At 68.1% G+C, this 26,364-nt stretch carries 22 protein-coding genes and 4 pseudogenes; 13 read left to right on the top strand and 13 right to left on the bottom strand.

Translation table 11 applies throughout. From position 1 onward, the window contains the following. Positions 1-45 precede the first annotated feature (45 nt). The 4 genes and pseudogenes from OG609_RS42225 to OG609_RS42210 all read right to left on the bottom strand — a co-directional run bounded on the left by OG609_RS42225 (position 46) and on the right by OG609_RS42210 (position 4,773). Positions 46-375 carry a ribosomal protein L7/L12 gene (locus tag OG609_RS42225; RefSeq protein WP_327278368.1) on the bottom strand — a complete coding sequence of 110 codons (330 nt, stop codon included), beginning with the start codon at positions 373-375 and terminating at the stop codon, positions 46-48. Between the two features lie 301 nt (positions 376-676). Beyond that, on the bottom strand, positions 677-2,371 hold the full coding sequence (locus OG609_RS42220; RefSeq protein WP_327271514.1) for an ISAzo13 family transposase: 1,695 nt from the start codon (positions 2,369-2,371) through the stop codon (positions 677-679). Positions 2,372-3,005: 634 nt separating this feature from the next. Beyond that, positions 3,006-3,809 (bottom strand): methyltransferase domain-containing protein, encoded by an 804-nt coding sequence (locus OG609_RS42215; protein WP_327277602.1) that lies wholly within the window; start codon positions 3,807-3,809, stop codon positions 3,006-3,008. A gap of 61 nt (positions 3,810-3,870) precedes the next feature. Next, positions 3,871-4,773, bottom strand: a pseudogene (locus OG609_RS42210) (reverse transcriptase domain-containing protein). Positions 4,774-5,772: 999 nt separating this feature from the next. Here OG609_RS42210 and OG609_RS42205 point away from each other — a divergent pair. The 3 genes and pseudogenes from OG609_RS42205 to OG609_RS42195 form a co-directional block, all read left to right on the top strand. After that, positions 5,773-6,123, top strand: a complete 351-nt coding sequence (locus tag OG609_RS42205; protein WP_327277601.1) for a VOC family protein — start codon at positions 5,773-5,775, stop codon at positions 6,121-6,123. 96 nt (positions 6,124-6,219) lie between these two features. Next, positions 6,220-6,501 (top strand): annotated as a pseudogene (locus OG609_RS42200) (NF041680 family putative transposase); the annotation flags it as partial. Between the two features lies 1 nt (position 6,502). Next, a pseudogene (locus tag OG609_RS42195) lies at positions 6,503-7,104 on the top strand (IS630 family transposase); the annotation flags it as partial. A gap of 115 nt (positions 7,105-7,219) precedes the next feature. Here the strand turns inward: OG609_RS42195 and OG609_RS42190 are convergent. Then, the gene (locus OG609_RS42190; protein WP_327277600.1) at positions 7,220-7,741 is read right to left on the bottom strand and encodes a hypothetical protein; all 522 of its coding nucleotides are present in this window, start codon (positions 7,739-7,741) and stop codon (positions 7,220-7,222) included. A 549-nt stretch (positions 7,742-8,290) separates the two neighbouring features. Between OG609_RS42190 and OG609_RS42185 the strand changes: the two genes are divergently transcribed. Continuing rightward, entirely contained in the window at positions 8,291-9,022 is a 732-nt protein-coding gene (locus OG609_RS42185; RefSeq protein ID WP_327277599.1) for an SDR family oxidoreductase, read from the top strand. 323 nt (positions 9,023-9,345) lie between these two features. Next, positions 9,346-9,555 carry a hypothetical protein gene (locus OG609_RS42180; RefSeq protein ID WP_327277598.1) on the top strand — a complete coding sequence of 70 codons (210 nt, stop codon included), beginning with the start codon at positions 9,346-9,348 and terminating at the stop codon, positions 9,553-9,555. Positions 9,556-9,949: 394 nt separating this feature from the next. On the opposite strand, the gene OG609_RS42175 is transcribed toward OG609_RS42180, so the two are convergent. From OG609_RS42175 to cynR, 3 genes are all read right to left on the bottom strand, one after another. After that, the gene (locus OG609_RS42175; protein ID WP_327277597.1) at positions 9,950-10,543 is read right to left on the bottom strand and encodes an isochorismatase family protein; all 594 of its coding nucleotides are present in this window, start codon (positions 10,541-10,543) and stop codon (positions 9,950-9,952) included. Positions 10,544-11,034: 491 nt separating this feature from the next. Then, a complete protein-coding gene (locus OG609_RS42170; protein WP_327277596.1) occupies positions 11,035-11,316 on the bottom strand; it encodes a hypothetical protein in 282 nt (93 codons plus the stop codon). A gap of 215 nt (positions 11,317-11,531) precedes the next feature. Beyond that, positions 11,532-12,440 carry a transcriptional regulator CynR gene (gene cynR, locus OG609_RS42165; protein ID WP_327277595.1) on the bottom strand — a complete coding sequence of 303 codons (909 nt, stop codon included), beginning with the start codon at positions 12,438-12,440 and terminating at the stop codon, positions 11,532-11,534. Positions 12,441-12,790: 350 nt separating this feature from the next. Between cynR and OG609_RS42160 the strand changes: the two are divergent. Further along, positions 12,791-12,982 (top strand): annotated as a pseudogene (locus OG609_RS42160) (IS110 family transposase); the annotation flags it as partial. Between the two features lie 287 nt (positions 12,983-13,269). On the opposite strand, the gene OG609_RS42155 reads toward OG609_RS42160, so the two are convergent. Next, positions 13,270-13,836 (bottom strand): amino acid permease, encoded by a 567-nt coding sequence (locus OG609_RS42155; RefSeq protein WP_327278367.1) that lies wholly within the window; start codon positions 13,834-13,836, stop codon positions 13,270-13,272. 847 nt (positions 13,837-14,683) lie between these two features. On the opposite strand from OG609_RS42155, the gene OG609_RS42150 reads away from it, so the two are divergent. Next, positions 14,684-15,196, top strand: coding sequence for a GntR family transcriptional regulator (locus tag OG609_RS42150; RefSeq protein WP_327277594.1), 513 nt, complete (start codon positions 14,684-14,686; stop codon positions 15,194-15,196). Between the two features lie 484 nt (positions 15,197-15,680). On the opposite strand, the gene OG609_RS42145 is transcribed toward OG609_RS42150, so the two are convergent. The 3 genes from OG609_RS42145 to istA form a co-directional block, all read right to left on the bottom strand. After that, positions 15,681-16,790, bottom strand: a complete 1,110-nt coding sequence (locus OG609_RS42145; protein WP_327277593.1) for an NAD(P)/FAD-dependent oxidoreductase — start codon at positions 16,788-16,790, stop codon at positions 15,681-15,683. A gap of 144 nt (positions 16,791-16,934) precedes the next feature. Further along, entirely contained in the window at positions 16,935-17,702 is a 768-nt protein-coding gene (gene istB / locus OG609_RS42140; RefSeq protein ID WP_442818102.1) for an IS21-like element helper ATPase IstB, read from the bottom strand. 53 nt (positions 17,703-17,755) lie between these two features. After that, complete coding sequence (istA, locus tag OG609_RS42135) at positions 17,756-19,432, bottom strand: IS21 family transposase (RefSeq protein WP_327277591.1); 1,677 nt, start codon at positions 19,430-19,432, stop codon at positions 17,756-17,758. Between the two features lie 199 nt (positions 19,433-19,631). Between istA and OG609_RS42130 the strand changes: the two genes are divergently transcribed. The 5 genes from OG609_RS42130 to OG609_RS42110 all read left to right on the top strand — a co-directional run bounded on the left by OG609_RS42130 (position 19,632) and on the right by OG609_RS42110 (position 23,290). Next, positions 19,632-19,838, top strand: coding sequence for an FCD domain-containing protein (locus OG609_RS42130; RefSeq protein ID WP_327277590.1), 207 nt, complete (start codon positions 19,632-19,634; stop codon positions 19,836-19,838). A 376-nt stretch (positions 19,839-20,214) separates the two neighbouring features. Then, the gene (locus OG609_RS42125) at positions 20,215-20,805 is read left to right on the top strand and encodes a carbonic anhydrase (protein ID WP_327277589.1); all 591 of its coding nucleotides are present in this window, start codon (positions 20,215-20,217) and stop codon (positions 20,803-20,805) included. A 65-nt stretch (positions 20,806-20,870) separates the two neighbouring features. Next, positions 20,871-21,341 (top strand): cyanase, encoded by a 471-nt coding sequence (gene cynS, locus OG609_RS42120; RefSeq protein WP_327277588.1) that lies wholly within the window; start codon positions 20,871-20,873, stop codon positions 21,339-21,341. A 122-nt stretch (positions 21,342-21,463) separates the two neighbouring features. Beyond that, on the top strand, positions 21,464-21,964 hold the full coding sequence (locus OG609_RS42115; protein ID WP_327277587.1) for a nucleoside deaminase: 501 nt from the start codon (positions 21,464-21,466) through the stop codon (positions 21,962-21,964). 540 nt (positions 21,965-22,504) lie between these two features. Next, positions 22,505-23,290: an ankyrin repeat domain-containing protein gene (locus tag OG609_RS42110; RefSeq protein WP_442818047.1), complete on the top strand. Its 786-nt coding sequence runs from the start codon at positions 22,505-22,507 to the stop codon at positions 23,288-23,290. A gap of 386 nt (positions 23,291-23,676) precedes the next feature. On the opposite strand, the gene OG609_RS42105 is transcribed toward OG609_RS42110, so the two are convergent. Next, positions 23,677-24,996, bottom strand: coding sequence for an amidohydrolase family protein (locus OG609_RS42105; RefSeq protein WP_327277586.1), 1,320 nt, complete (start codon positions 24,994-24,996; stop codon positions 23,677-23,679). A 376-nt stretch (positions 24,997-25,372) separates the two neighbouring features. On the opposite strand from OG609_RS42105, the gene OG609_RS42100 reads away from it, so the two are divergent. Further along, the gene (locus tag OG609_RS42100) at positions 25,373-25,870 is read left to right on the top strand and encodes a nucleoside deaminase (protein WP_327277585.1); all 498 of its coding nucleotides are present in this window, start codon (positions 25,373-25,375) and stop codon (positions 25,868-25,870) included. Positions 25,871-26,364 lie beyond the last annotated feature (494 nt).

Here is a 26,364-nt window from a genome sequence, read left to right as displayed (position 1 = left end):
GGACAGCTACGGCCTCGAACCAGGGCCGGGTCGGCCGCGGTTTGATCAAGCCCTCGGTCGGCTCGCGGGGCAGCCTGTCGGGGACAAGAAGGCCGATGAGCACGGCCCCGGGTCCACCGGACAGTCCTCCGGAGACATCACCCGCTCACACCACCGGCAGACCAAGGCAGCTCGCGCGCCGACCGCGTTGAGGCACCTCGCCGCATCCGCGGCGGCCTCGAACCAATTCCGATCCACAACCGTCGTCGGGACGGCTTCAAGCAGCTGTTTGCTTCGCCACGCGCTCAGCCCAGTCACTGACCGAACCGCCTGGACAAGGTCGATCCCCCGGCCTCTGCCCGAGGCCAACAACACGTCGAACTCTGGCTCCTCCATCATCCCCCCACCGGATGCAGCCACACGGTCTGATGGACAGACCGCCACTACAGCCCGCCGGATCATGCTGGTGCAGTTCGCCATCACGAGGTTCGCCGTCCCGCGGCGCGCCAACGGTCCTGATCCAGAACCGCCCCTCGGTGTCCACGAGCACGAATCCAGCGGCGATCGGCGCGAACGCTCATGCCGCAGACAATGCGCGCTCACGCACCTCCGTGCACTCCTTCGTCCGGGCTCTCGCGCCGACAGCCGAGGGTGTCGGCGACGAAATCCCCTCCGTCACCTTAGGGCCCGTAAAGAATCAACACGTTGGTTTGGTCTTTGTCGTGAGGGTCGCGCCGTGTGCGGTGGCGTGGACGAGGAGTCCTGCCAGGGTGCTGAGGTGTGCTGCTGGGGGCTGGGATGTGTGCGCGTGCTGGTCCATCAGTCGTCGGATCTCGCTGGTGGTGTGGCGGATGGTGTCCTTGCTGACGTCGAAGAGGTGGGCCAGCACGGTAGGTGGCAGAGCGAGGTTTTGTTGCAGCACGGTGGCCAGGACCCGGTCGGCCAGGTCGAGTTTGGCTTTGCGGCCGCCGCCCGGGGCCCGGCGCCGGGTGCCGCCGTCGCGTCGGGTGGCCGGGTCCTGTTTCTGCAGCGCCTGCCAGCCGGGGGTCAGGGTCTCGGTCAGCTCGGTCAGTGCGGTGCAGGTCATGCCGGTCAGCACGGGGTGTGACAGGGCACCGCGGTCGATGACCGCTGCCGGCCCGGGCGTCGGCGGCCTGGTGTGGCCTGCCGGGCTGGCGGGGTGGGGGTGCACGGTGTAGTTCCATTCGCCGTGGAAGGCATGCCCGGTGACCGGCACCGCGTTCAGCTCCGCATCGCTGACCTTCACACCGGTGGGATAGGTGCCGGTGTCGAGTTCGGCGTGGACGGTGAGACCGGTGCGGGTGGTGGTCGCGGCGATGGACTGCACGACGACCTCGTGGCTGTTCAGCGGTCTGCCGCGCCAGTTCATGGTGATGGCGGAGAACAGCCGATGCTCCACCTTGTTCCACTTCGATGTGCCCGGCGGCATGTGACAGACCGTGACGGCCAGGCCGGTCCGGGCGGCGAACGCGGCCAGCTCGGTCTTGAAGGCCCGGGTGCGGTAGCCGTTGGAGCCGCCGGCATCGGCAGTGATCAGCAGACGTCTGGCCTGCGGGTAGTCGAGGCGTCCTTGCCCGTTCCACCAACGGCCGATCGATTCGACCGCGAAGGCTGCGGTGTCGTGATCCGTACCGACATTCACCCAGCCGGTGTCCGCCGCCAGATCGTAGATGCCGTAAGGCAGGGCCTTGCCCAGTGCATCGCCGGGGAAGTCATGGACGTCAACCCGCACGGGTTCACCGGCCGGCCGCCACTGACGTCCCGCATTCTTGAACTCCCCGACGACTTCCTTCTTCTTCGTGTCCACACTGACCACCGGCTCGCCCTCCGCCTGATGGTCCTTGACCTGGTCGTTGATGTAGCGGAACTGCGCGTCCCGGTCGGGGTGCTGAGCGCCCTCAAGGGTCTTGGCATTGGCCTGCAGACTGAAGCCGTTCTCCCGCAGCAGCCTGCCCACGGTCGGCGCTGACGCGGCATGGCCCTGCCGCGTCAGCTCCCCGGCCAGAGACCGCAGCGACTTGGTCGTCCACCGCAGCGGCGACATCGGATCGCCCCGCTCATCCGGCTCGACCAGCGCCAGCAACGCCGGAACGAGCAGCCGGTCAAGCTTCTCGGCGCTCTTGCGACCGCCGCCGTCCCGGCGGACCCGGCCATCGGGCAGTGGGTCCTCACCGCCCTCCAACTCAAAGACGCCCTTCCGCACCGTCGTCTCGCTCACCCCTGCGGCACGCGCGACGGCCCGGACCCCGCCGTGCCCCAGCAGCCGGGCCTCGGCGGCCAGCGCCAGCCGCTGCTGCCGCTCATTCAGGTGAGGGAACAACACTCCGAATCTCAGGGCAAGTTGGTCACGAACCTCGCTCGGTATGCGCATACCACACCAACGACAGGGAGGCCGTGAAGCAACGTGTTGATTCTTTACGGGCCCTTAGTGAGGAGCAGTTGCTTGGGCGCGCTGCACTGCCAGTCGAGATCATTTCGGTTAAGCAGGCATTTTCGTGCTGGCAGGGGGTGCCGTCGGGGCGTCCGCAGGAACCGAGCTCGACCTTGCGGCGGTCGAAGTGCTCCTCGAACTCGGTCCACTCCTGCGTGGTGGCGTCCCGGTATTCGTCCGTGGGTCGAATCTGCCGCCGCTGGTGGACGTGGGCCTGGTCTTCCCATCCACGTCGGCGCCGTCCTGCTGGGGCACCTCAGCATCCAGACCACCCGAGGTTACGCCGTCTTCGACGAAGGCGTGATCCCCACTTTGCCGGGTGATAGTTGGCCCGCCGGGGCGTGATGCCGGAGGGTGAAGGGACGCTCGGAGACCGCGCACGTGACCCCGTGATCATCCTTCGGTCAGCCGGCGGTCGGCGCGGAGCCGCTTCGCCGGTCTTCACCCTCAGGCTCGTTCGGCCGTCCAACCATCAAGCAAAGGGGCCATTTGACAGTGGTGTCGGTCCCGCGGGACGGGCGAAGACGTTCATCCGTACCGAAGCAGCTGCCGGGTGAGAGACAATCAGGGAGGGTTACGGGCGGCGTCCCCACGCGGAGATCATGGGGGCGGTGGCAAGGTCGAGACGTCCGGTGGCGACGTTCGCCAGGTGGCGGTCGATCTCCCCGTCGGTGGCAAGCCCTTCCGCCACCAGACGGCGGCGGATCTGCCGCACGGTCGCGGCCTCAAGGACGGCACATGCCGGCGAGGTGATCGGGAAGTACGCATCGGCCTGAACGTCCTCGAGACCGGCCTCACGCAGCAGCCGGGGCAGGGTTCGCCCGTACGCGAGGTCCGCGCCACGTGCCGCCATCAAGGCGCGGAAGCCGGACCGTAGCCGGTTGGCGAGTCGCTGTTCGGGACCAGACTCGTCCGGACACAACAGCGGCTGCAACCCCGGGTCGGCGTCCTCCAGCAGCAGCCAGCCGCCGGGCCGCAGCGCCTGGACCATCCGGCGCAGCGCCTCGGTGCGGTCGGTGACGTGTACCAGGACCAATCGGGCGTGGACGAGGTCGAAGCCGCCGGGCGGCCGCGGGTCGGCCGCCACGTCGTGCCGCAGCACCTCGATCACTCCACCGGCGATGTCGCGGGCCCAGGACACGTCGATGTCGGTGGCGATCACCGCTCCCGCCGAGCCGACTCGCTCGGCCAGCCCGAGGGGTACGGAAGGTCCGCCCGCGCCGACCTCCCAGCACCGCATGCCGGCAGCGATCCCGAGCTGGTCGACGTGCCGGAACGTCACCGGATCGAACAACTCGCTGAGGGCGCCGAAGCGGACCCCTGCCTCCGATTGCTGGTTGTCCAGCAGGTAGCCGTGATCCGTGTCGTGTTCATCCATGTGGCGATTCTGGCAGAGGGGGCAGTCGGGCCCCGGTCGCCGAGCTGGCCGTCCGCCGGTCTTACGGGCGGACCACGGCGGATACCGGCCGCTCAGTCTTCGAACGAGCGGTCGCCGCACGGACTTTGTCCCGCAGTACCCGCATCGCCCTGTCCGAAGGCCAGCGTTGCAAGTAGTACCTGCCCCGCCATTTCCACGATTCCATCTTCCGGTGGTGGAAGCCGAGAAAGTCGAAGCCCTGCCCACCTCGGGCGAGGCGGACGATGCCGGTCTTCTCGGGGTGCAATCGCATTCCGAGCTGTTCCAGCACTCGTGCCGCCAATTCACAGGCCTGTTCGGCCCGTTGCTCCGTCGGCGACAGGACTACGAAATCATCGCAGTACCTCACCAGCGTCCCCAGCCGGCGACCTTCGTTCTGCCACGCCTCGTCGAGAACGTGCAGCGCGACATTTGCCAGCAATGGGGAAATCGGTGAGCCCTACGGGGTTCCTGCCCCGGTAGGCGAGGTCACCCCGCCCTCCAGGACTCCCATCCGCAGCCAGGCCCGGATCAACTTCAGCATCGGCCGGTCCACCACACGCCGTGCCACTTGGGCCATCAGCGCCTGGTCGATCGCGCCGAAGCAGTCGCGGATATCGGCCTCGAGCACCCACTCCCGCCGCTGGTTCGCGGCGACACGCACGGCTTCGCATGCGTCGATCGCGGACCGCTTCGGCCGGAATCCATAGCTCGCCTCGGTGAACTGGGCCTCGAAGACCGGTTCCAGGACCAGTTTCGCAGCCGTCATCACCACTCGGTCCGCCACCGTCGGGATCGAGGGCGGCCGGAACTCCCCCGGCCGCCCCGGTTTGGGAATCTGGACCCGCCGCAACACTGCCGGACGATACGTATGCGTCCGCAGTCTCTGCGAAAGGTCCTGGAGGAATGCGTCCACTCCCGAGATCTCCACCGCGTCGACGGTCATGCCGTCCACGCCGGGGGCATCCCGGTTTGCGCACACACCGGCCCACGCCCGCCTCAGAACCGTCATGCGGTGGACATGGCCATACAGGGCGTGAAACCGGCGTTCGGGTTCTTGCTCGGCACAGCGGTAAAGCGTCCGTTGCAGGGCTCGGACCTTGTCCAGAAGACGGCCACCCGGCCCTGCGGCGTCTTCCTCCCGGCGGATGGAACTAGCCGAAACGGCACTCATCCGGGTCCCTCCCTGTTTCCGAATCGCATCGATGAAGCAGGGGCCCTTCGCTCCCAGCGGGTTGTGTTGTCCCGCCGACCGTCACTACTACGACCCCCTCCGACTGCCTCTCGACAACCCACCCTTTCCCGGTTCTGCCGGTTATAGGCAGGCCACGCTTCCCGGGCCGCAATACCCGGGGCCGAGGAGGCTCTCTCCAGTTCCCAGGACAACCTTCCGACCATTCCACGCCCCTTACGCCGGGAGGTTCTTCGACGACCGCTCCAGGTCCGAGATCGTCTTCCGTGGCCTTCGCCGAACAAGCACAGGCTCGGCTCCTCCTTGGCCCGCCCCGCGGGCGGGGGTTAAATGACGACGCTGCAGGCTTCACTTCATGTTGCGGACTGGTCGGTTGCACGCCCCCGAGGGGCGCTTGTCACTCCACTTCGACGTCACCATTTCGGGCGACGCCGGGAGTCAGCTACCGGGGACCCTGGCGTCTCCCCGGACCGGACTTCCACCGGCTGGCTATCCTGAGCTTGACGTCCGGTTACATCGTTCACATCCCTTCTGAACTGGGAAGACGTCCGGACTGATGGACGTACGCTCGTTCTTTATCTTCCGGGCCTCGAATAACTTCTCGAAATGGGTTTTCCACCTGGGTATTCGCCGGACGCGGGGCCGGCCTTCGTCCGATCACACGTTCCGGCCAAGGTACAAGTGCCGAGACACAGACCGTGATGGTCACGCCGGACAACGGGCGGCGTCAGTGCCACCACCTATGCTCGTCGCATGATCAATGGTGGACACGTCATCCTCTACAGCCGAGATGCGGAAGCCGACCGGGCATTCTTCAAGGATGTGCTGGGTTATCCGCACATCGACGCGGGCGGCGGCTGGCTGATCTTCAAACTGCCACCGGCAGAGATCGCCGTGCATCCTACGGACGGCCCGGAGTCGCACGAGTTCTACCTCATGTGCGACGACGTCAACGCGACTGTGGGAGAGCTGGCCGCAAAGGGCGTCGAGTTCACACAACCGGTCACAGAGGCTGGCTGGGGCCGCCTCACGCGGTTCCGCCTGCCGGGCGGCGGCGAGGTGGGCATGTACGAACCCCGCCACGAGCGAGCCACCGACCTCTGACTTGTTCATTGTCTTCCGGCCTCGAGCTGGGTCGCTCACCTGAGTATTCGCCGGATGTGGGGGCAGCCCTCGTCTGAGTCATGTGCTCCGACCAAGATGTACGTGACCGAGACGAAGCCCTTGAGAGTGAGTCCGCTGCCGGAAGATGTCCGGAGGGAAGCGTTCGCGGAGGCGTCATGCTTCCGAGGCGAGTTCCACGAGTGTCCGACGACCCGACGCGATCAACTGTTCGAGTTGACGGACGCGGTGTTGTGCGCGGACGGCCCAGTGAAGTCCCCGGTGGACTTGGCGCTGCTCCCCGAACACCATCGTGAGTACGCCGCGCTGTACGGCGGGCTCAACCCCGGCCGGATCGGTGTGGACCGCCCGCGCACGTTGGATCGAGCAGGTCCTTGAACACTTCCCCGAACGGGTCTGCGCGTTCGACGAGTTCGGACCGCTCTGCATCCGCCCCACCGCAGGCTCCTGCTGGGCGAAGCAGGACCAGCCCGACCGGGTCCACCGGACCCACGGAGTCACCTACTTCCACGGCTGCTACTCGGTCGGTGGCTACACGCTGTGCGGCGTCAACCGCCGTCGCAAGGGTGTCGCCCAGTTCCTGGCCGCGCTGAAATCGATCCGGGCTGCGCGGCCGGGCGGCGCCCCCATCTACTTGATCACGAGCAACCTCTCCGTACACAAGGGCAGCACTATCCTGCAGTGGGCACGGAAGAACAAGGTCAAGCTGTGCTCCACTCCGACGAACCCCTCCTGGGCCAAGCCGATCGAGGCGCACTTCGGACTGCTCAGGCAGTTCACACTGCCAACTCCAACCACCTGAACCACACCGTCCAGACCCACCGGCTGCACGGCTACCTGCGCTGGCGCAACGCCAATGCCCGCCACCCCGACGAACTGGCCGCCCAGCGCAAGGAACGCGTCCGCACAGGCTCCGAGAAGGGCATCCGCTGGGGAGGACGCCAACTCGCCAACTCAGCCTGACCGGGAAACCCGGCAACCTTCCGGGCCAATGAGCGAGATCGAGCCAAGCACCCTCCGGTGTCAGGGCGGCGAGAACGGCCGACAGCGTGAGCGTCTCCCGATGAGGCAAGTCGCCTCAAGGTATCGGCGGCAGGGCCTTGTACACCTCTGCCAAGGCCCCCACCGACGACACGCCGCCGTTGTCGACGGCCGTGTGGCCGTCGTGCACGATCACGCGGGTAATGCCGTCGAACACGGTCGGGCCGGTGGGCCGGGAGGGCAGGCGGGAGAAGTCCACTTCATCCAGCGCGGCTCGGAGTTCGGCGAGATCGCCCGACTTCATCCGGCCAGACCGGTTCTTCCGCTTAGGGGTGACGGCAAGGTATCTGCCGTCACCGTAGATGACGAGGGAGTTGTGCCTTCCGTCGATGCCGCCGCTTTCGGTGAAGGTGACGAGAACGGTGTCCGGCTCCGGGGCCGGTGCGCTCGTTGAGGTACCCGGTGCGGGTGTGCCGCCAGGGGTCGACCTGGCCGGGTCGGAGCGGGCCTCAGTGGGGCTCTCACTGGCCCTGTTCTCGGGCGGGTTCCCGTTCCCGGAGCAGCCCGTCACGCACAGTGTCACGATCGCCAGCCCTGTCACGCCCATCATGCGCTTCATAACCGCCCCCCGGTACGCCTTGGCACGTGCTGCGTCACGCAGAGAGTATCCAGTGCCTGCGTCGAGCCGGAAGACGGTACGGACGCGCCAATCGGTGACGGGCCGGACAGACGCGGCCGACCCATGTGGACTGATTGCCGCTCGGCAGGGAGCCAACTGCCGGCTCACCGGTTCTCTGTGTCCAGGCCCGGGAACGACAGGCAAGGAGCCTGTCGACCCCGGTCTGATTCGTCTGTGGCTCAGGACTCACGCCATGCATCGCATGTGACTGACGTGAGCGTCTTTCGGGAGCGGGCCGCTTCTGATTCGGGAGCAGCGGAGTACGCGGACAGGGCGGGTGCCGCCGGCGATCCCGCGGGCGGGGCTGCACCTTCGGACACGCCAGGTCGCCGTGCGCCGCGATGCAGCGCAGGAGGCGTCGGCTTCGGCACGGGCTTCGTCGCGGCGGCCGACGCACGCGTGACCACCCGGACGCCACCGAACTGCGTGGGTGAAGTTGGCGCCACCAAGGCATATATCGGGCGTAGCCATCGAGAGAAGGAACATCCCATGAAGATCGCAGTCATCGGCGGAACCGGGCTGATCGGGTCGCAGGTCGTGGAGAACCTGAGCACGGCCGGCCACCAGGCCGTCCCGCACTCCCTGTCCACAGGCGTGGACGTCCTCACCGGCCAGGGCCTGGATGACGCCGTGGCGGGAGCCGACACCGTCATCAACCTGACCAACTCCCCGACCTTCGACGACGCCTCGCTCGCCTTCTTCGGGACGTCGATGGACAACCTCCTCGCCGCGAGCGAGAAGGGCCGCGTCGGGCACTTCGTCATCCTCTCCATCGTCGGCGTGGACCGAGTGCCCGACCTGGACTACTACCGGGCGAAGGCGCTCCAGGAAGACATGCTCAAGGCCGGCCCGATCCCGTACTCCATCGTCCGTGCCACGCAGTTCATGGAGTTCATCGACGCGGTCATGTCCTCGACCACCGACGGCGAGACCGTCCGTCTGCCACGCACACCGCTCCAGCCGATCGCCGCCGCGGATGTCGCCCGTGTCGTCGCCGAAGTCGCCGCAGGTACACCGCTCAACAACGTCCTCAACATCGCAGGCCCCGACGTCTACCCCCTCGACGAACTCGGCCGGCTCACCGTCACCGCCAAGGGCGACGGACGCTCTGTCGTCACCGATGACACCGCAGGCATGTTCGCCGCCGCCCACGGCGACGTCCTCACCGCCCCGAACGGCGCCCGCATCGCCCCCACCCACTACACCGACTGGCTCTCCTGAATCGGCCATGGCCTACAGCGCTCCGGCCGTCTGGCCTCCGGTCCGACGACTCGCCACACATCTGGCCCGGTCCCACTCCGAGCATTCGACACCGCGGAGCCGCCGACTGTGCGCCGAGGACGGATTCCGATGGACCTCCGCTGACCTGCTCGTGTGGTCGTCGTCGCCCGAAGGCTCCCCCGGGACCGGATCCACCGCCGTCCAACCGCGGCTCGTGCAGGGCGCGCATGTGCCTGGCTGTGCGCGGGACGAGGACGAGTTCATGGCCTCGGTGGAGCAGTCGGCGGACGAGGACCTTGCCGTTGCGCGCTGACGACATCCGCTTGCGACGTACCGAAGAATCAGCCGTCACGCGTCTCGCCGACGTGGCGCGTGATCGCCTCGGCGCCGGGGACATCGTGGTGAACGGCGCCGGCCGGGGCCGCTTCGGCACGTTCGCGAGCACGACCGGCCCCGAGTGGCAAGCCGAACCGGCGCTGACCAGCGATCCGTCCTACGACGAGGGCCTTCCCGCCCCTGCTTCGGGAGAATGACGCCGTCGCTGTGGTCATCGTCAGCTCCCAGTCCGCACGGCAGCCCGATCCGATCCTGGTCAGCACCTCGGGAGCTCTGCGGGCATGCCGAACCTCGCTACGGAAGGACTACGTCTGACGCGCCCTCCGATGGTTCGCCACCCGTGCTGCCGAGGAGGGCGGTGAGGCCCCCGGCCCGGCGGCGGCGCGACGCAGGTTCCGCCGTGGTCGCGGACCCGACCGGCCACCCACGACTTTGCCCGTGCCGCACCGGGCCCGGCGGGCAAATACCCGAGCCGGTCAACCGCCCACATCCGACCCGGTTCTCCAGGTCGAGCTCGGTGATCAAGTGGACGTGGCCTCCGCCGGGCCGACGGGGCACCGGTGCAAGTCGCGCCTCGAACCGGTGCCAGGACTATTCCGGAGCCGGCATCTCACCGGATACTGCAATTCCTGCCTTGCGGAAGTCGTTCAGCGCGGCAGCTGTCGTGTGCGGGGCGACGCCGACCGAGTAGTCGAGGCGTACCCGTGCGCGAAACCCTGCCGCGACGGCATCCAGCGCGGTCGCACGCACGCAGTGATCCGTCGCGATGCCCACCACGTCGACGTCCTCGACCCCGCGGGCACGCAGCCAGTCCGCGAGGGAGGTTCCCTGCGCATCCGCGCCTTCGAAGCCGCTCTTGGAGGCAGAGTGGGCGCCCTTGAAGAAAACGGCGTGCACTTTGCCGTCCGTGACGACGGGTGCGAAGTGGGGATGGAACTCACTGCCCTCGTTCCCTGCCACACAATGGACGGGAAAGCTGTCCTGGAAGTCCGGGTTCTCGGAGAAATGGCTGCCCGGATCGATGTGATGATCCCGGGTGGCCACAATGTACTGGTAGTCACTGCCTGCGCTCCGGTCGACCAGATCGGCGATCGCCGAGGCGACCCGCGCGCCTCCTGTGACGGGAACGCTACCTCCTTCGCAGAAGTCGTTCTGCACATCCACCACGATCAGCCCTCGGCTCATCACGAACACCTTTCAGATTGTGGAACACAGGAAAGGAACCGCTTCGGAAACCTGATCCGGCACAAGCTTCGGGCACCCGATGACGCCGGGCACCCTGGGACGGGTCCTTGCGCTGCGCGGCCGGGGTGCAGGAGACGACGATGTCCGCGCACGGTCCGCCGGCAATGACGCTCAGCCTCTGAAGCTCCGCCTCATGGGCGGTCGGCTGCCGGCGCCGCTTCGTCGCCGCCCACTCCCCTGCGTACCGACGACGAGAGAGCCCCGATTCCGCGTACCAGGTTCTTGATCATTCCCCGGGTATACCGGCCGCCGCCTGCCTCCTGGGCGGAGCACGGCCTGTGGTCATCCGTACGGCCGACAAGGTTCACCGCAGGAACGATTCGCGGGGCACAGCTCAGAGTCTGCCCGGGAGTTGAGGCCGCGCAGCTGCGGGCTCGACGCCGACCAGGCGTCGCCGTGCCGACCGCTGTCGAGAAGGACAGCGGCGCGGTTCATGATGGTGTCGGCTGTGCGGGCGTCCTCGATGGGCGGGTCGCCGACCCGGGACGGGCATAGCTCCACGGCGCCGCCGGCCCGGCCGGGGGCGGCCAGACGACGCCCACCGACTCGCCTTCGGGGATGCTGAGCAGGGCGACTCGGCCGTCCGTGCTGACCGAGACATCGGCGCCCGGGTCGGATTCGCCGGTGAACAGGCACTGGTTGTGGTCGAGCAGCCACTTCTGCAGTCCCAAGTGCGAGTCGGTGGAGAGTCCGACCCGGCCGTCGTCGGTCACCGCAATGGGGCCCGCGACGGCTTCGGGCCAGCCGGTGGGGCGTGGCTGCCCAACCTGCGGTGTCGCGGTGCGTCGGCCGCGCCAGGCGGGCGGGGCTTTGGTGGCGATCGCCCCGTACTGGAATCCGGACTGGCCGCTGGGGTGACAGCGGTGCTACGCCTGCGTCCGGGAGTTCCTGGCCGAGGAGACTGTCCTCGCGCTCGTGGAGTCCGGCGTCAGGCCGGTGTGTAGCCGCGTTCCTGGACGACGTCACGGGCAAGCCGGATGAAGGCGCGTGCGGCGGCGCTCTCGTAGGCGCTGTCTCTGCGCAGCAAGGTGGCGACGCGGGTGGGCAGCGGAGGGTCGATGGAAATGGGTGTGAGATGGGGGTGGTCGTCGGTGATGGCGTCGGGAAGCACGGTGGCCAGCAGACCGGTGCGCTGCACGATCTCGGTCAGAGCCTGGATGCTGTTGGCTTCCACAGCGATCGGCGGGCTGATGTGATGCTGAGCGAAGTAGTTGTCGATGTGGCTTCGGGTGGCGAAGTCGCTGCTGAGGAGGGCGAGTTGCTGCCCGCCAAGGTCGCTCACGGACAACGGCCGCTCACTGTGCATAGCGGGACGATGCGTGGTGACGACAAGGCTGAGAGTCTCGGTGAAGAGCGCGGTTGCGACGACCCCGGGCAGATGGGTTCCCTCGAATGCGATGCCGAGGTCCAGTTCGTCGGCCAGAAGGCCCGCTTCGATGCGGTCCTGCGTCATCTCCCGCACCTCCAGTGTGACGCCGGGGTGGCGGGTGTGAAGCTCCTGCGCGAGGGGGCCGATGAGATAGGCGGTGAAGGTCGGCGTCATCGCAAGGCGCAGATGCCCGCGGGAGAGGTCAGCCACGTCGAGGACGGCACGGTCCGCCGCTGCCAGCTCCCGGAGGGCGCGCTGCGCATAGCGCACGTAGACCTCGCCCGCATCGGTCGGGCGGACGCTGCGGCCACTGCGGTCGAGCAGTTGAACGCCGACAACTCTCTCCAACTGCTTGATCTGTTGCGACAGCGTCGGCTGCGAGATGCGCAGTTCATCGGCGGCGCGCGTGAAATTGCCGTGCTCGGCCACCGCGATCAGATAGCGGAGGTGGCGTAGTTCCGGACCCATGCGTGGAGTATAGAGCGGGTCAATCACCACTCCCACTAATGCGCTCTTCCATCTATGAGCTGCTGCCTCGGGAGAGCCCCGATGTCCGCTGCCCCGATGTGTATGCGCGATCCTGTGAGAGGGCCACCGGCCCCTGGGGTGGCTGTTGCCCACTGTCGCGGCGAAGACCTGGAGGTGGTGTCACCGGGCTCGGTTGGTGCCGTTGGCGATGCTGGTGAGAGGTCTGGCTATTGCCCGGTCGAGCGCACTGCCCCGGCCGTCCGAGGGCAGCAGGTCTGCATCACGTGTACGCGTCTACAGCTCCGATGACCGGTCCAGCACAGCACGAGCCCGGAGTTCGGGAAGTCGAGCTGCACGACACCGACGACGTAGGTGCCTTTCTCGGTCTGAACATCAGCGCGGCCGCTCAGCACGGCCATGGGCTCACTCCGGCCGGTAAGAGGGTCTTCGACGAGCGGCTGCCCGACAGCGAACCGAAACTTCGGAGCGTCTTCGGCACGCTGGCTGCTCTGTTCGGCGCCGTCCCGGTCATCATGGACCGGGACGGGCACGAGCCGATGGTCACGGGGCCGGTCCGTTCGGTCTGCCGCGCTGCTCGTGCGCCGTACAGCGGGTGATGGTGGTTCCGGCTGCGTTGCCGCGCGGCAACGCAGCCGGAATCCAGGTGTTTCGGCTCCGCCCACGGCACTGGGCCGGTCTCTTCGCGGAACCTGCGCCGACCGGTTCGGCTGATGCGGATCACCTGGCATTCAGGAGCAAGCCGGCGAGGCGTGGGCCGAGGCGCCTGACAATGCGGCAATGCCGACCCGGCTGCCAAGCGGTCCCGGCTTCAGCCCTTTTCCACGTCGGTCGTGGTCAGCGATGCGTAGCGCTGGGGATCACCCCGGCGGATACGCAGCGCGACATACAGACCGGCCACAAGGACCAGGGGCAGCGGCGCCAGGAGCACGACGTTCACGAGCCCTGTCTCACCGGTCAGCAGGTCGAAGTGGAAGACGGCCAGGACGGTCAGCAGGGCGAGTCCGGCGAACGAGACAAGCGGTGCCCAGACCACGCGGGCCGCGCACATGCCGCGCCGGTCGTGGCGGAAGAAGGCCCAGACCGCAAGTGCGGCCATGGCCTGCATGAGCATGATGCCCAGTACTGCGGTGCTGTTGGTCCACAGGAAGACCACGGTATAGGGGTCGGCGGCGAGTAGGGCACCTGCCAGGACGACCAGCAGGTTGAAGGCCGTCTGGGCAATCACCGCCCCACCTGGGAATCCGTGCCGCGCAGAGACCTCGCCCAGGTGTCGGGGCAGGAGTCCTTCACGGCCGAGCGCGTAGAGGTAGCGGGCGGCGGCGTTGTGGAAGGCGAGGGTGGCGGCGAAGGCGCTGACGATGATGAGCGCGTGCATGGTGTCGGCCAGCCACGCACCGACGTACAGCTCACCCGCCTTGAAGGTGAGATCGGGGCCGGCTGCGGCACGGGCCATCGCCACGGCCTTGTCCGTACCGAAGGCCCCCATGAGCAGCCAGACACCCACCCGCTCTGCGGGAAGGCGACCAGCTGAATGCCGAGCCGGTCGCGGAACTGCTCGCGTACGCCGAGAAGTTCGTGCAGGCCGTCCAGCCGGACGTCCGGGTCGATGTCGACGTGCGAGCGGACGTGGCCGGTGCCGAGCGCCACCATACGTTCGGCCAGGGCGGCGGCGCGTTCGGAGACCGGGATACCTGTCTCCTTGCGGAGGGCCCGTTCATTGGCGATCTGTTCACGCAGGGTGGCCGTGGCCCGGTGCGGCTGCCAGGGGGCACCGAGCAGGGTCTTGTCCAGGTGGGCGTGCCCGTCGACCAGAGCGGGCAGCAGCAGGGCGCCGTCGAGGCGGACAGCGCCCTCGTGTCCCGCGCGGGAGTCCCGGGGTCCCGCGCGGTGGTCCTCGATGGCCGTGATACGGCCGTCGCCCAGGAAGACGTCGACCCGGCGGCCATCGGCCAGGGTGGCGTCCACGAGGATGGTCGGCGCGGGTGGGGTCGGCTGGGTGTCGGCATACAGCGACACGGTGTTCCTCCAACTGTTCGTGCGTCTCACGCCGCGCCTCACCACGGGCTGTGGCCGGGAAGATACGGATGGGCGACGGGCATCGAGAAGCTATCTGGTATACCGAATACCAAGCAACGGTTGCCGGGAAGTTTTCCCGTTCTGCGATGATCAGGAGTACCCGGGCCCCACCTTCCATCCCGCCCACCCCATATGGAGCCGAACCCATGACCACCCGCCGCTCTGACCGTCGCGCCTCGATCGGCGACACCCACCAGTCCCTGCGGGACCGGGTGTATGTGGAGCTGCGCGAGCGGATCATCGAGGGCGAGTACCCGGCGGGACACCGCCTGGTGGAGCGGGAAATCGCCGAGGAGCTCGGGGTGTCCCGGATCCCGCTGCGGGAGGCGATGCAGCAGCTGGAGTCGGAGGGATTCCTCACCACGCAGCCCCGGCGCGGTTCGCTGGTCGCCGGCTTCGGGACGGACGACGCCGAGCACCTCTTCGACGTACGCGAAAAGCTGGAGGGCCTCGCGGCCGGCCTGGCGGCCCGCCGCGCCACCGACGCCCAGCTGCGAAACATGGAGCGTCTCTTGCTCCTCAGCCGCAAAGCCGCCGAAGCGGGTCGGCTGCGCGAGGTGGTCACCCACAACGCCGACTTCCACCAGCAGATCGTCGAAGCCTCCGGCAACCCTCTGCTGCAGGACCTGATGAGCCCCCTCGTGTTTTTATCGGGGTGAACGAGAGCCACCGCATCGGCGAGTTCGGGAGCCACGTTGCTCCGTCCGCGGCGGCGATGGACTCGACGCAAGTCCATGATCATCAACGGGATTGGGAGCCACCTCTATCGGGTGACTTCGTGCCCGAGGGTGTGGAGTGTCCGTGCTGAACAGGCAGCGGATGACTGTAGCTTGTGTGTCACCGGGTCCTGTCGGTCCGTGTCCCTGACAGGCGCGGCTCGAAAGGACCCGGCTCCGTTGTGTGGGTTGATCAGCTGGTGGTGTCCGCGAGCAGGCCCGCAGCCGCCTTACCCGTTCTCCCCGCCCGCCCCGGACGTCACCGCACCTCCCCGAGCCGGTGAAAGCAGTCGCCAAATCCACGCTGATCCGAATCCGGATGCAGTCCCAGAAGATTCGGCTGGCCCCTACCGCCTTGCGCTGACCCCGGGACCTGACACAGCTTCTGATTGCGGACATGAATGCCCATCGCAATGGCGCTTGGCTGTTACAGGGGGAACCGCTCCGGGCGGAAGTCCGCAAGCATCTCTTCTCTCTTCCCGCTGAGGATCTCCGAAGCAAGCAGGCGGCCGATTACCGGCCCGAGCGTGATGCCGCTGTGGGAAACGGCCTCGTAGTAGCCCGGCACAGACGACACCGCTCCTACCGAGGGGAATCCGTCGGCCGGGATGGGGCGGTGGGCTATCCGTGTCTGTGCGATGCAGGAGTTGCCGAGCTCGGGAACGACGTGCCGCGCCGATTCCTGGAGCAGCCGTGCGAGTTCCGCTGGATCTTCGCCGGTGTCGATGAGTGCGTCGATCTCGCGGCTGTGGAGGACCACCGAGGCATCTCCGTCAGGACGGATCTCGATGTGAGGCGCGTGCATGGCCCGGTGAACCGGGACCTGAGCACAGCCGATCCGGGTGACGACGCCGGGTTCCCGACGCATCGGCAAGTGCCGCGTGACGAACCCAGCGACGTGGGAAGACTTGGGGCCTGCCGCGTTCACGACCATGTCGACGTCGAGGCGGCTCCCGTCGGACAAAGCAACTGTCCGGATGCTCCCGTCTGCACCGGTGCCGATGTCACAGACCGCGGTGCCAGGCCGGAGTTCGGCGCCGGATACAACGGCCTGGCCGACCAGGCGGCCGACGAGATGACGTCCGTGCACCCACGCTTCGTCGGGGTAGAACACGACGGGAACCTCGCCGGGCACGGTGAGAGCAGGTTCGAGGCGGCGGCGCACCTCGGCCCCCGTACACACCTCGACCCGATAGTCCCAGCTACGCAGCAGTCCAGCTGTTTTTAGGAGCTTCGCTTCCGCTGCGGGCTCGTCTGCCCAGCGCAGGTGACCGCTGGGATACCACCACAAATCGGGCCCGATGGTCCTGGCAAGCTCGCGGTATGCCGCCATGCCCGCGACGTTCAGGTCGAAGTAGGACTTGCGTGCGGTCTTGTTGCTGGCATTCACCCACGAGAAAGACCAGTTGGTGACGCCTTCGCCCGGCTGGCCTGCATCAATGAAGACGACCTTGGCGCCTTGCCGGGACAGGTTCCAGCCCACGCTGGCTCCGAGGACGCCCACACCGATGACAGCAACACGTGCAGGCCGATTCACGGACCCGATCCTCACGAACGCCCCCTTCCCAGGTCAGGGTGAACTCCCGTTTCCAGCATGCAAGAGCACACCACAGCCCACCAGTCACGGGACGTCACGGTTGGCCGGTTCTGGCACAGGCACTGATGGTGAAAGGGTCCTGCATCAGTGGCTCTGGCGTTCGTCGCAGGTGGCCTGGAGCCGGTAGGACTCGGTGCCGGTCTGGATCAGGTTGCAGCGGAACGTGATCCGGTCGGCGATGGCCGCGCAGAGCCGACGGTCGCCGAAGGTCTTGTCCCACTCCGCGAACGGGGAGTTCGTCGCGACCGCGGTGGCCTTGCGCTCCTCCCGCTCGGTGAAGATCTGGAACAGCAGCCTGGCGCCCTTCTTGTCCAGGTTCGCGTAGCCGAACTCGTCCAGACACAGAAGATCGACCTTGGTGTAGCGGGCCATCAGCGAGGACAGGCGCTTGGCGGCCTCCGCCTCGGCGAGCTCGTTCACCAGTGCCTGGGTGGTGATGTAGCGGACGGTGAGTCCGGCTTCGGCGATCGCGGTGCCGATCCCGATGAGGAGATGGGACTTGCCAGTGCCCGAGTCACCGATCATGACCAGCGGGCGGCCTTCACGGACCCAGGAGGGGGACTTGAGGTCGGCGACGACCTCGACGGACACGTTGGGGTTCTTCTCGAATTCGAAGTCCTCCAGCCGCTTGGGACGGGGGAACTTCGCCGCACGGACGAGCCTCTGCTGGCGGCGGACGTCTCGGTCCGCGCGTTCGATCTGCAGCAGATCGAGGAGGAACTGCTTGTAGGTGGACTGCTCTCGCCGGGCGGTGGCGGCCAGTTCCACGAACCGCTCGCGGAAGGCCGGCAGCCGCAGGTCCCGGCAGGCTTCATCGATCGCCGCATCCTCCGGATCGCCGGGCAGCGGCATCCTGGTGGGCGGGATCTGCTCGGCCGTGGGAGCTCCGGCGGTCTTCGTGGGGGTCATGCAGTCGTGCCCTTCTTGTGGTTCGTCGTGCTGGTCACCGGCGCAAGGAGCCGGTCGTACTTGGCCATATCGGGCAGCGCGGTGCGTGGATCGGGCGGCAGACGCCGGGTATGCAGGGAGATCACCGTGGCGCCCTCGCCGACCGGTGCGTCCTCGTCCTCGGCGTCAGGTTCCGCCTCGTCGACGTCGGTGTCATCACGGTCGTCAAGGCCGGTGTTCTCCATCGCCTTGCGGGCCTCGATGGCCACCAGGTCGGGGTTGACGGAGCCGACCCTGACGACGGTGACCATCCCGGCGATGACCGCTTCGGCAGGCAGCTGGCGGTGCAGCAGCAGCACTTCGATCAGCAGCCTGGTGCCTTCTCTGTCCCCGCACTTGGCCTTGGCCGCGGCCCAGAACGCCTCATGGGTCTTGGTGAAGGTGCCCTCGGCCCTCGCTTGCGCGAGGGCCGAGGCCCCGGCGAACGCGCCGGGACGGACCAGCAGGATCTCCAGGTAATGATCGAGGATGTCGTGGGCCGAGTACCGGCGCGTCAGCCGGGGGTGACGGGCCACCACCTTCCGCCCGTCATAGACCCACAACTCGTTGGCCAGCAGCTTCACCCGCACCTTGAGGCCGATGAACTTCGCAGGCACCGAGTAGTAGCTCTGACGGACCGTGATGCGGCCATTGCGCTGGACCACCGGCGTCAGGTCGATTCCGCAGTCGTAAGGATCGGCTGGCAGCGGACGAAGAATCCCGCGTTCGGCCTGGAAGTCGAACCCGATCGAGGTCGGACGGCCGTGGACGTGCCGGGCGTCCTCCGCCAGATCGATCGCGGCCAGCCGCTCGTTCAGCTCGGCAAGCGACTCGACGTCGGGCGGCGGGACCAGGTGCTTGCGGCGGAACCGGCCGCCCTCGTGCTCCACTCCGCCCTTCTCGTGGGCGCCCTCCTCACCCGGGGTGCAGTAGAACGCCGAGAACGAGTACCACGACTTGAACGCCGCCCAACGGGCCGTCTCCGTGCGTGAACGCCCGAACAGCACCTGCTTGACCGCCGGCTTGAGGTTGTCATAACGGATGTGGACCGTAGGGCAACCGCCCAGAGCCTCGAACGCCTCGGCATGCCCCTCAAGGAACGCCTCCTGCGACGCGGTGGCGTAGACCCGGTGCACCGCCTTGCCCGAGTACGACATCCGCAGCGTGAACAGCACGCACTTGCGCCGCTGCCCCGCCAGATCCAGCCAGACGTCCGCGAAGTCGACCTCCGCCTCCTCGCCCGGCTGCTTGGTCTGCGGGACCGTCCCCTCCAGATGCCGGCGCCCCTCCTTGGCATCCAGCACCAGCTCGGGGCGGCGCCGGGCCATGTAGTCGCGAACCGTGGTGTATGAAGCAAGCTCGAAGTCATGCTCGGCCGCGAGCCGTTCCATGACCCGGCTGATCGTGTGCTTCTGCTTCCGCGGCGCCGCCAGGTCCTCCCGGAGCATCACGTCGATGAAGCCCTTCACCGGCTCCAGCACACTCTGCCGCGGCGGCGGCTTCTTCCGCGGCGGCGGCACCGGCTGGGCCAACGCCTTCGCCACCGTGTTCCGCGACACCTTGTACCGCCTGGCGAGCTCCCGCCCGGACACACCCGGCTCCAGCCGGTGGTCCCGGCGGATCCGCTCAAAGATCCACTCACGCGACCTGTACACACGGATCTCCTGACACGACCGTGATCAACAGGCAAAGGGTGAGCCGCCAAACAGCCCAGAGCGCCGATTACGCCATCAGCGGCATGTCACACATCCAAAAGCGAGGTGGCTCCCAAACTCACCGCCCGAACCAGTGGCCCCGAACTCACCGCCCTGCTGGCCCTCGTTCACCCCGATAGAAACACCCCTCGACTCGCGCTTGCGGCGCCTGTTCCGCCTCACCTCCGCCCTGAACGACGGCGACCCGATATGCGGCGAACACGAGCGGCTCCACGAAGCCATCCGCGACCACGACGAGCTGAAGGCGGAAGAGCTGGCCCGCGCCCACGTGGCGGGCACGCGCGCCGCAATGCGTTATCTGGCCGCCGGCGCCACCGAGAACCGGGACAGTTCGACGCAGTCCTGACCCAGCGCTCCCTGCGACAGGGAAGCCGACGCACTCGCGGTCGTCCACGCCGCGGCCTGCCGGGCACCGCCGTCACGCATCCGGGCTGCCATCCGGTTCGCACGCCGCTCCTGCCGCGTTGCCTGCGCGGCGGCCAAGAAGGACTCTCCGGCGCGTAGCGGCAGCACTTGCCACAGCCTTCGCGGTTCGAGCCGGTCACGGCCGCCGGGCGACCCCGCACCCAGTATTGGATCCCTCTGACAGGACCCCTCATGGAGCAAACTATAGATGTGATCAATAGAAGTTATGGATATCAAGACTTGGACACTATAGGGGCAGCTCATGCATGGTGAACTTCGTCAGCCCGTCGGGCCGGCAACCACCGAAGGGAGTGACTGTGCACGACCTCACAGACGGCCCCGTGCGTTTCCGCCGCGATGTCTTTCCTGCCAAGGCGGGGCTGTTCGCGCGTCTGGCCACGACACACCGGCCGAAGACGCTGTTCATCGGCTGTTCCGACGCCCGGGTCGTACCCGAGCTGATCACGCAGAGCGAACCGGGTGAGTTGTTCGTCGTCCGAACTGCGGGAAATCTGGTCCCGGCCTACGCCTCGGGACCGGACGGTGTCGCAGCAAGCATCGAGTACGCCGTCGCCGTGCTGGGCGTGAACGACATCGTCGTCTGCGGTCACTCCGCGTGCGGAGCCATGACCGCCCTGGCCGAGGAACACGACCTCAGCGCCACGCCGGTGATCGCCGGCTGGCTGCGGCACGCGGACGCCGCGACCGCCCGCGCAGCTGCAGAACCTGGCACGCCCGAAGTCGCCACCCTGGTACGGGCCAACGTCCTCGCGCAGCTGCAGAACCTGGCCACCCACCCGTCGGTGGCTCGCGCCGTGGCCGACCGGACGCTCACCCTGCGCGGCTGGATATTCGACATCGCAACCGGAGCCGTCGAGATGATCGACGGCGCCGCGGCCGCGGCATGACCCACCACCCCACCGAACTCGCCGGCCGCTCCTCAAGGCCGGTATCGCAGAATGGAATCCCTCTCATGACACACGCCCAGTTCGACCCCACCGCACGCCAGATCCTTGCCGCCACCGCCGTCGAGGCCAAGACCCGCAAGGACCTGACCTGGCAGCAGATCGCCGATGCCGCAGGCCTGTCGGTCGCCTTCGTCACCGCGGCGGTGCTCGGCCAGCACGCTCTGCCGGAGAAGGCCGCCAACGCCGTCGCGGAGCTGCTGGGCCTGGATGCCGACGCGGTGTTGCTGCTGCAGACGATCCCGACCCGCGGATCGATCCCCGGCGGAGTTCCGACCGACCCGACCATCTACCGGTTCTACGAGATGCTCCAGGTCTACGGCACCACTCTCAAGGCCCTTGTCCACGAGCAGTTCGGAGACGGCATCATCAGCGCGATCAACTTCAAGCTGGATGTGAAGAAGGTCGCCGATCCCGAGGGCGGCGAGCGCGCCGTCATCACACTTGACGGCAAGTACCTTCCGACCAAGCCATTCTGACGGACCGTCCATTGATTGCGGCGGGCCGGAGCGCGACACGGTTCCCTCCAGCCCGCCCCCTCTCTCTTCCCCCCGGGACACCGCCTGCCCACCAGGCGCCCCCTTCCACCGGAGGCCTCCGCATGGACTTCGCCCAGCGCACCATCGACCTCGCCCGCCAGAACGTCGAAGAGGGCGGGCGCCCCTTCGCCACCGTCATCGTCAAGGACGGCGAGATCCTCGCCGAAAGCCCCAACAAGGTCGCCCAGACCTCCGACCCCACCGCACACGCGGAGATCCTCGCCATCCGCGAGGCCTGCAGGAAGCTCGGCACGGAGCACCTGGTCGGCGCCACCATCTACGTGCTCGCCCACCCCTGCCCCATGTGCCTGGGTTCGCTGTACTACTGCTCCCCCGACGAGGTCGTCTTCCTCACCACCCGCGATGCCTACGAGCCGCACTACGTGGACGTCCGCAAGTACTTCGAACTCGACACCCTCTACGACGAGTTCGCCAAGGACTACACCGAGCGCCGCCTGCCGATGCGCCACGAACCGCGGGACGCGGCCGTCGAGGTCTACCGGCTGTGGCAGAAGCACAACGGAGGCAATCGGCGTGTCACCGGGGCGCCGACCGCCGCGTAGGAGGCGACGGGCCGCACGTGCAGCGCGGTAGCCCGACGTCTCCGTTCGCGTTCCGGCGCGGTGGTCGCTTCGGCGTCCGCGGCGCCCGAGCGCCCTGCGCTCCCTTTGCCGTTCCTGCGGCCCCGGCCCGCCGGTCGTCGTCGGGCCCCTCCCTCTGCCAGCGCCTCGACGCCACCGTCCGCGCCCTCCGCCCCCGCCGGACAGCCGACCGCGGACCGCGCATTCCGGCACGGTGCCGCCGGCCTGCGTCCGCGTCCCGGCCAGGGCCGACAGCCCAGGCACCGCGACACGGCCGCGCCGCAGCCCCGCCGATGATGCCTCCGTCCGGCCTGCGGACGCGGCACATCAACCGTTCGGCCGACAGAACAGTCCACCGCACTGCTCCACTGTCCGAGCCACTTCACCCACCGCGGCGCCCGTGCGCGACGTGAGGGTGGATGGTGCAGATCACCTGCTTCCGCCCGGCGTCCCGCGGTGCTGCCGCTTCCCGCCCGTCGAAGGGCTCGGGAACCGGCGGCCATTCGAGCCGAAAGAGGATTAATGACACCTGTACGACGCTCCACCCGCCTGTTCGCGGCACTGGCGGGCGTGCTCGCGGTCACGACCGCCTGCACCACCCAATCCGGCAGCGACAACAGTGCCCAGCAGCGTTCCACCCCTGCCAAGGCCGGCACCCCCTCACCCGTGAAGTCTCCGGCGCGTTCGCCTTCCACGGCGCACTCCCCCGCAGAACCGGCCACCGGTCCGGACCTCCTCGAAGCGGCACGCTCCGGTGACACAGACGCCGTGCGCGAGGCCCTCCGACGCGGCGCCGATGTGGAAACCCGCGACGAGAACCGCCGGACCCCGCTCCTACTGGCGGTCACCGGCAACCACGTCAAGGCGGCCCAGACCCTCATCGAGGCCGGTGCAGACCCTGACGCGCTCGACCAGCAGCACGACACGCCGTGGTTGGTGACAGGAGTGACCGGCAGCGCCGCCATGGCACGGACCTTGACCGCCGCCCACCCCGACTACACCGTCGTCAATCGATACGGCGGCACCTCCCTCATCCCCGCATCGGAGCGAGGCCACGCCGAATACGTAAGGGAGGTCACCACCAATCCGCAGATCGACATCGATATCAACCACGTGAACAACCTCGGCTGGACCGCGCTCCTGGAGGCCGTCATCCTCGGCAACGGCGGCCAGGACCACCAGGAAGTCGTCAAACTGCTCCTTGAAGCAGGAGCCGACCGCTCCATCAGCGACAGGGACGGTGTCAGCCCACTACAGCATGCCCGGCGACACGGCTACACCGAGATCGCGCAACTGCTGCGTCAGTGAGAACGCCGACAAACCGCCACAGGGTTCTGTGGCACCCGCTCGCGCACCTTCCGCCCGTACCGGTCGGGCCTGCGGACCTGCCGCCAAGGCCTGAGGCCTCCTCAGGTGCGGCGATGGCGGGCCTGTGGGCCGCGAGGCGTGCCTCCTCGGCTGCGCGCACCCTGACGGCCTGGCGCAAGAACTCCTCCGCGGCTTGACGGCACGTACCGGCTGTCCTCGCGCCCGTCCAGCCGGCGCCTCCCGTCACGTACGCCCTCCCGCGCCTCCCACATCCGCCCCGGCATCCACGAGTCGCTGAGTCCTCCCGCCTGCAGCGGGCATCCCGTCACGTCGTGCGCGTACCGATGCGACGGGGCACTGCCGGGGCGGAAACGCAGAACCGGCCGTTAGGCCAGTTCGCCGTCCCGGGCCACCACCCGCCCGCCATGCACCACCATGTCACGCGTCGGCATGTCCACCACAACCTGCGGCAGGCATTCGGCGCGCATCAGGACGAAGTCGGCCGGGGAGCCCGGGGAGAGGTCGGCACGGGGCAGTCGCATGACGTCGGCGCCACCGTGCGCGCCCACCTCGTAACAGGCCGCCAGTTCCTTGTCGAGGCGCACGTCCGTGACCCAGCCGAGCAGGTGTGCCCGGTGCAGCATGTCCGCGTTTCCGAACGGGCTCCAGGAGTCGCGTACTCCGTCCGAGCCGAGCCCGACCCGCACGCCGTGCTCCCGCAGCTTCGCAATCGGCAGGACGAGCGACTCGTTGGGCGCCACAGTGGTCAGGGAGATGTCCAGGCTGCCCAGCTCCTCCGCCGTCTCCGCCAGTTCGGTGTCGGAGAGACCGGGCAGGCAGAAGACGTGGCTGACAGTCACCTTGCCCTGGAGGGATAGGGCCCGGGTGCGGTCGATGATGCCGCGCAGCACCGTCAGGCCCGTCTCGCCCCGGTCGTGCAAATGGATGTCCACGCCGACGCCGTACCGGTCCGCAAGGTCGAAGACGAGGTCCAACTGCTCGTCCAGGGCCTGGTCGAAGCTGATCGGATCGATGCCACCGATCATGTCCACGAGCCCACTGCGAGCCGCCTCCTTCAGCAGTGCCGCCGTGCCGGGAGCGCGGACGACGCCGTGCTGCGGGAAGGCCACGATCTGCACGTCAAGCGCGTGCTCGAGCCGTTCGCGTGCCTGCGCGACACCTTCCACGCAGGTGAGACCGTAGGCCGGAGCTATGTCGGCGTGGGCCCGCATGGCCCGCGTCCCGCGGGTCACGGCGTGCGCCATGAGCCCGTGGGCCCGCTCGGCCACCGGCCGCCGCTGACTGCGGAACAGCTCCACGTCCTGGGCGGTGAAGTCGGCGATGGTGTTCGCCGGCCTGCGTGAGACCCAGGGACCGCCCCACGTCGTCTTGTCGGGGTGGATGTGCGCGTCCACGAGGGACGGCAGGGCGATACGGCCGCCGCCGTCGATCACCTTGGCGCCTCGGGGGGCCCGGGCGCGGGTGATCAGGCCGTCGACGACGGTGAGATCCACGGGGTTCGTCGCGCCGAAGGGCCGCACATCACGGAAGACCACTGCGTTGCCGGGCCGGCTCCTGGAATCGGCCCGGGCCGAGGGTGCGGCCGCGGACAGTGCGACACCGGTGCCCGCCAGAGAGGCGGCGCCGGCGAGGACGCCTCGACGGGTGACACGACCGGGCGGGGGCGGGGCGGAATCGACACACATGGCGGGCTCCTCGACGCTCGATGTCCAATGAGGGCTAATTGGTATACCGAATATGGACACGGAACAAGGCCTCACGTATTTTTCGCGTGCGAGTGCTCGACACGCAGCAGCTCATCACCACTCGCCGCACATCTTTTGGTATACAGATTTATGATGGGGCACTGCTCAGCTCGTACCGCAGCCCGGGTGCAGGAACGCTCGAATGCCACCGCCGAGGGGCCGCTGCCGAACCACCGTCGCCGCGCGGCGATAGGCGCCGCCGATGGCTGCGATGGCTGACATCTCTTGGACGCCTCAGACCACGGCCTGGCACAGTGGGTGCCGTGGGATCTCCCCCTGACGGCGGGGGTGATCCCGTAGACGTAGGGAGCGATTCTTGTCATCTGCCGAACTGACCAGCGTGGAGCACCAGCACCTGGAGCGGACCGTCCAGCTGGCGGCCGAGGCACTGCGGGCCGGGGACCAGCCCTTCGGCTCCGTCCTGGTGAGTGCCGATGGCCAGATCCTCGCCGAAGACCGCAACCGCGTGCGCAGTCTCGGCGACAGCACGCGGCATCCGGAGTTCGAACTGGCCCGCTGGGCCGCCGTGCACCTCACGGCGGCCCAGCGGGCCGCGGCCACCGTCTTCACCTCCGGCGAGCACTGCGCCATGTGCTCGGCCGCACACGGCTGGGTCGGCCTCGGCCGCATCGTCTACGCCCACTCCGCGGCCCAGTTGACACAGTGGCTGACCGAGCTGGGCGTACCGTCATCACCGGTGCGTTCCTTGGCAGTACAGGACGTGGCGCCCGGCCTCGTGATCCAGGGCCCTGTCCCGGCTCTGGCCGACCGTCTGCGGGAAATGCACCGCGCCTTCCACCTGCCGCCCCGCTGAGAGGGCTGTCCAGATCCGGGCCGCAGCGGACGCGACCGGGGAAATCGACTGGGGTGTCCCGGCCGGCACCACCACCATCGTGCGTCCTCATCATCCCGCAGCAGGCGCCCGCACCGACCCACCGCCGGCCCGTGCGCCAAGAGGGAGCCTGAACAGCAGAACACCGGGGCGAAACACCCTGGCCGAGCCTGCTCGCCCGCCTGGTGGAGGTGGTGCGGGAAGCGAGGGACCGGGCCGCTCGAACGGTGGGCTCACCAGCGAGCTCCACCTGGGCGCGGACGGCCGCTGCCGCCCACCGTCCCTGGTTGTCACCCGCGGGCAGCGGGCGGACTGCATCCAGTTCCACACGGTGCTGGAGAAGATTCGCATACCGCGGCTCGGGCCGGGCAGTCCGCGCAAGAGCCCGACAGCCTCGCGGTCGGCAAGGCGTACAGCAACACCGCAGCAGCCGTGGTCATCCGGCTCCGCGCGGCGGCCGACATCTCACGCAAGGC

It is taken from the genome of Streptomyces sp. NBC_01224 (assembly GCF_036002945.1).
GTDB lineage: Bacteria > Actinomycetota > Actinomycetes > Streptomycetales > Streptomycetaceae > Streptomyces.
Note: the sequence above shows the minus strand (reverse complement) of the source record. Positions and strands in the feature narration are given on the sequence as shown.

Coding starts and splice junctions, on each gene's coding strand:
- OG609_RS42225 (WP_327278368.1), bottom strand. CDS start 375: ATGGAGGAGCCAGAGTTCGACGTGTTGTTGGCCTCGGGCAGAGGCCGG.
- OG609_RS42220 (WP_327271514.1), bottom strand. CDS start 2,371: ATGCGCATACCGAGCGAGGTTCGTGACCAACTTGCCCTGAGATTCGGA.
- OG609_RS42215 (WP_327277602.1), bottom strand. CDS start 3,809: ATGGATGAACACGACACGGATCACGGCTACCTGCTGGACAACCAGCAA.
- OG609_RS42205 (WP_327277601.1), top strand. CDS start 5,773: ATGATCAATGGTGGACACGTCATCCTCTACAGCCGAGATGCGGAAGCC.
- OG609_RS42190 (WP_327277600.1), bottom strand. CDS start 7,741: ATGAAGCGCATGATGGGCGTGACAGGGCTGGCGATCGTGACACTGTGC.
- OG609_RS42185 (WP_327277599.1), top strand. CDS start 8,291: ATGAAGATCGCAGTCATCGGCGGAACCGGGCTGATCGGGTCGCAGGTC.
- OG609_RS42175 (WP_327277597.1), bottom strand. CDS start 10,543: ATGAGCCGAGGGCTGATCGTGGTGGATGTGCAGAACGACTTCTGCGAA.
- cynR (WP_327277595.1), bottom strand. CDS start 12,440: ATGGGTCCGGAACTACGCCACCTCCGCTATCTGATCGCGGTGGCCGAG.
- OG609_RS42155 (WP_327278367.1), bottom strand. CDS start 13,836: ATGCACGCGCTCATCATCGTCAGCGCCTTCGCCGCCACCCTCGCCTTC.
- OG609_RS42150 (WP_327277594.1), top strand. CDS start 14,684: ATGACCACCCGCCGCTCTGACCGTCGCGCCTCGATCGGCGACACCCAC.
- istB (WP_442818102.1), bottom strand. CDS start 17,702: ATGCCGCTGCCCGGCGATCCGGAGGATGCGGCGATCGATGAAGCCTGC.
- cynS (WP_327277588.1), top strand. CDS start 20,871: ATGACACACGCCCAGTTCGACCCCACCGCACGCCAGATCCTTGCCGCC.
- OG609_RS42115 (WP_327277587.1), top strand. CDS start 21,464: ATGGACTTCGCCCAGCGCACCATCGACCTCGCCCGCCAGAACGTCGAA.
- OG609_RS42110 (WP_442818047.1), top strand. CDS start 22,505: ATGACACCTGTACGACGCTCCACCCGCCTGTTCGCGGCACTGGCGGGC.
- OG609_RS42105 (WP_327277586.1), bottom strand. CDS start 24,996: ATGTGTGTCGATTCCGCCCCGCCCCCGCCCGGTCGTGTCACCCGTCGA.